This window comes from Algoriphagus sp., assembly GCF_024642405.1.
Classification (GTDB): Bacteria; Bacteroidota; Bacteroidia; order Cytophagales; family Cyclobacteriaceae; genus Algoriphagus.
The window spans coordinates 1-2,547 of sequence record NZ_JAHEBC010000477.1; the positions used below are offsets into that span (position 1 = coordinate 1).

Sequence of the window (2,547 nt, forward strand, 5' to 3'; positions counted from 1 at the left end):
TGATGTAATCATTGGAGTAGATGGAAAAGTCACCAATAATGTGTCTAACCTTCAGGAAATGGTAGCTAGAAAAAGGCCAGGTGATCAAGTAGAAGTTGAATACTTGAGAGATGGTGAAACTTATAAAACTAAAGCTACCCTCAAAAACTTTGATGGTGATACAAATATCATTAAGAAGGAAGTTCCTAAAACGTATGAGTTTGGCGGAATGATTTTCGAAGAACTCAAAGATCCATTGAAGGAAAGATTGAGACTCGATGGAGGAGCGATGATTGGAATCGTTGGAGAGTCTGAATGGAGAGAAGCTGGAGCAAGACCTGGGTTTATTATCACTTCGGTAATAAGCGACGAGGGACGAACAAGAATTAAGTCAGTAGAGCAATTACTTGAGGTTTTAAATGATAAATCAGGTGAGGATGTGGTTGTTTTGGGTATGTTCCAAGATGGCACTGAATACTATTTTGAAGTTGAGTTAGATTAATTGTTGATTGATTGTAGATTGAAGCAGGCCAGATTTATTTCTGGTCTGTTTTTTTATGCCTAAATGGATAAGGAAGGATGTGACTTTCAATTGGTTTTCTTATTTTGAACATCGATAAGCCCATATTCATATGAAATTAACCACATCCTTTTTTGTTAAAGCTTTTGCTTTAGTTTTGATTTCTACTCAGGTATTTTCGCAGATCGCTAGCGAAATATCTCCAATTGGGAAGCAACCCCTCCCTGGAATCTCACAGGAGAGAATTGATAGAATCGATCAAATGCTAGATGAAACCATAAGTTCAAATCAAGTTCCCGGATTAGTAGCAATGATCGTCAAGGACGGAAAAATTGTTTATCACGAAGCAAAAGGTTTTGCGAACGTTTCTGATCAAAACATGATGGCAAAAGATCAAATTTTTAGAATAGCATCTCAATCGAAAGCCATTACTTCTACCGCAGTGATGATGCTTTGGGAAGAAGGGAAGATCGGATTGGATGATCCTATTTCTCGCTACATTCCTGAATTTGCAAATCCTCAGGTATTGACAAGATTTAGCTATGGAGACACATCCTATTCCACACGTCCTGCATCAAGAGAAATCCGGATTCGAGATTTATTGACACATACTTCGGGTTTGGGGTATGGAATGATCGATGGAAATGAGCAGATGAAAATGATTTACAACAAAGCTGGTATTGTAGAATTGTTTACTACTGAACCTGTAAAAATCTCTGATAATATTAAAAAGCTGGCAAAACTACCTTTACATCATGATCCAGGGTCAAAGTATACATACAGTTTGGGTTTGGATGTTATGGGGTATTTGATCGAAATCGTATCAGGTATGCCATTTGATGAATTCCTTAAAACCAGGATTTTCGATCCACTTGGCATGAAGGATACTGGTTTTTACTTGAACGATTCTCAAGGTAATCGATTGGTGACAGTGCAAAGGAAAGTGAATGGAGAATGGGAATCTTACCCCGTGACTTTCTACGATCCTGATTATCCTAAAACAGGAGCTAAGACTTTTTTCTCAGGAGGGGCTGGGCTTTCTTCTACAGCTTTGGACTATGCAAAATTCCTTCAAATGTATTTGAATGGAGGGACATACAATGGAGCGAAGATTTTGAGTTCAACCACCATAAAAACTATCATGTCCAATCAGGTAGGCGATTTGTTGGGTGATGGAGGAAAAGACTATGGTTTGGCCTTTGGCTTAGTAGATGAGAATGGTGTGGCAAAAGGAGGCATAGGTAGTTTAGGAACATTTGATTGGGGTGGATATTTCAATACTCAATATTTTGCCGACCCAGTTACCAATACAATTGGAATTTTAATGAAACAAACTCAAGGAGGCACAGGCGACCAATCCGGTTGGAAATTCAGGCAAATGGTTTTTTCAGCAATTGACTAAAAAAAGGAAAGGGTAACGAATTTGTTACCCTTTCTTATTAGATTTTATCAACTGCAAGTTTATAGTTTGGATCTTCCATCACATTGACATCAATCAGGTTATCTGCATTTTGAAGAAGTTTCCTACAATCAGGGCTCAAATGTTTTAGATGGATTTTCTTACCCGCTTTTTGGTATCGTTCTGTGATTTTATTTAGTGCCTCAATGGCAGACATGTCTACTATACGACTTTCTTCAAAATCAATAATAACTTCATCAGGATCATTTTGAACATCAAATTTTTCCGCAAATGCTGTTGTAGAAGCGAAGAATAATGGTCCAAACATTTCATAATGTTTAATTCCATTTGAATCGATATACTTCCGTGCTCTAATTCTTTTAGCATTGTCCCATGCGAAAAATAATGCAGCTAAGATAACTCCAACCAATACTGCTAGGGCTAGGTTATGCAAGACTGCAGTCACGAGAGTTACAAGAACCATTAGAAACACATCCGACTTAGGCATTTTATTCCAAGTCTTCAAACTTGCCCATTCAAAAGTTCCGATGGAAACCATAATCATCAAACCAGTCAAAGCTGCCATTGGCACTTGTTCTATAAGGCTTGACCCAAACATAATAAATACTAAAAGCATCACTGAAGCGAC

General features: G+C 37.8%; 3 protein-coding genes. 2 read left to right on the top strand and 1 reads right to left on the bottom strand.

Features of this window, described 5'->3' with window-relative positions:
- Together Q0L68_RS19530 and Q0L68_RS19535 are read left to right on the top strand one after the other, a co-directional pair.
- Window positions 1–481 (top strand): PDZ domain-containing protein (locus Q0L68_RS19530; RefSeq protein WP_296705920.1); only part of this gene is annotated, 481 nt, incomplete at its 5' end.
- Between the two features lie 130 nt (window positions 482–611).
- Window positions 612–1,901, top strand: coding sequence for a serine hydrolase (locus tag Q0L68_RS19535; RefSeq protein ID WP_296705921.1), 1,290 nt, complete (start codon window positions 612–614; stop codon window positions 1,899–1,901).
- A gap of 37 nt (window positions 1,902–1,938) precedes the next feature.
- Here Q0L68_RS19535 and Q0L68_RS19540 read toward each other — a convergent pair.
- Window positions 1,939–2,547 (bottom strand): STAS domain-containing protein (locus Q0L68_RS19540; protein WP_296705922.1); only part of this gene is annotated, 609 nt, incomplete at its 5' end.